The organism is Marinobacter sp. ES-1 (assembly GCF_000475255.1).
GTDB classification, from domain to species: Bacteria; Pseudomonadota; Gammaproteobacteria; order Pseudomonadales; family Oleiphilaceae; genus Marinobacter; species Marinobacter vinifirmus.
The window spans coordinates 1-1,156 of record NZ_AXBV01000112.1 but is presented as its reverse complement, the minus strand read 5'-3'; the positions used below and the strand labels follow the sequence as shown (position 1 = coordinate 1,156).

Annotated in this window: 1 protein-coding gene; it reads left to right on the top strand. The window is 55.7% G+C overall.

Going from position 1 to position 1,156, the window contains the following annotated elements:
• Positions 1-5: 5 nt before the first annotated feature.
• A partial coding sequence (gene tuf / locus Q668_RS16405) for an elongation factor Tu (RefSeq protein WP_036220437.1) occupies positions 6-1,156 on the top strand: 1,151 nt, incomplete at its 3' end.

Genomic DNA, 1,156 nt, shown 5'->3' with positions numbered 1-1,156 from the left:
TAACCGTGTCTAAAGCAAAATTTGAGCGTAACAAGCCGCACGTAAACGTGGGCACCATTGGTCACGTTGACCATGGTAAGACCACTCTGACAGCCGCCCTGACTCGTGTATGTCACGAAGTATGGGGCACTGGCGAGAGCCGTGCTTTCGATCAGATCGATAACGCACCGGAAGAGCGTGCGCGTGGTATCACCATCGCGACCTCCCACGTTGAGTACGATTCTCCGACCCGTCACTACGCTCACGTAGACTGCCCGGGCCACGCTGATTATGTTAAGAACATGATCACGGGTGCTGCCCAGATGGACGGCGCTATCCTGGTTTGCTCCGCAGCTGACGGCCCCATGCCGCAGACTCGTGAGCACATCCTGCTGTCCCGTCAGGTAGGTGTACCGTTCATCGTTGTGTTCCTGAACAAAGCGGACATGGTAGACGATGAAGAGCTGCTTGAGCTGGTAGAAATGGAAGTTCGTGATCTGCTGAGCCAGTACGACTTCCCGGGTGACGACACTCCGATCATCACCGGTTCTGCCCTGATGGCTCTGGAAGGTAAAGACGACAACGAGATGGGTACTACCGCTGTTAAGAAGCTGGTAGAAGCCCTGGACGACTACATCCCTGAGCCGGAGCGTGCCATCGATCAGCCGTTCCTGATGCCGATCGAGGACGTATTCTCCATCTCCGGTCGTGGTACCGTAGTAACTGGCCGTGTTGAGCGTGGCATCATCAAGGTAGGTGACGAAGTGGAAATCGTGGGTATCCGCGACACCACCAAGACCACCTGTACTGGTGTTGAGATGTTCCGCAAGCTGCTGGACGAAGGTCGTGCCGGTGAGAACGTAGGTGTTCTGCTGCGTGGTACCAAGCGTGACGACGTTGAGCGTGGTCAGGTTCTGTGTGTGCCGGGCTCCATCAAGCCGCACACTGTGTTCGAGTGTGAAGTGTACGTACTGTCCAAAGAAGAAGGTGGTCGTCATACTCCGTTCTTCAAGGGCTACCGTCCGCAGTTCTACTTCCGGACCACTGACGTGACCGGTTCTTGCGAACTGCCGGAAGGCGTAGAAATGGTAATGCCGGGTGACAACGTGAAAATGACTGTTACCCTGATCGCTCCGATCGCCATGGAAGATGGTCTGCGCTTCGCGATTCGTGAAGG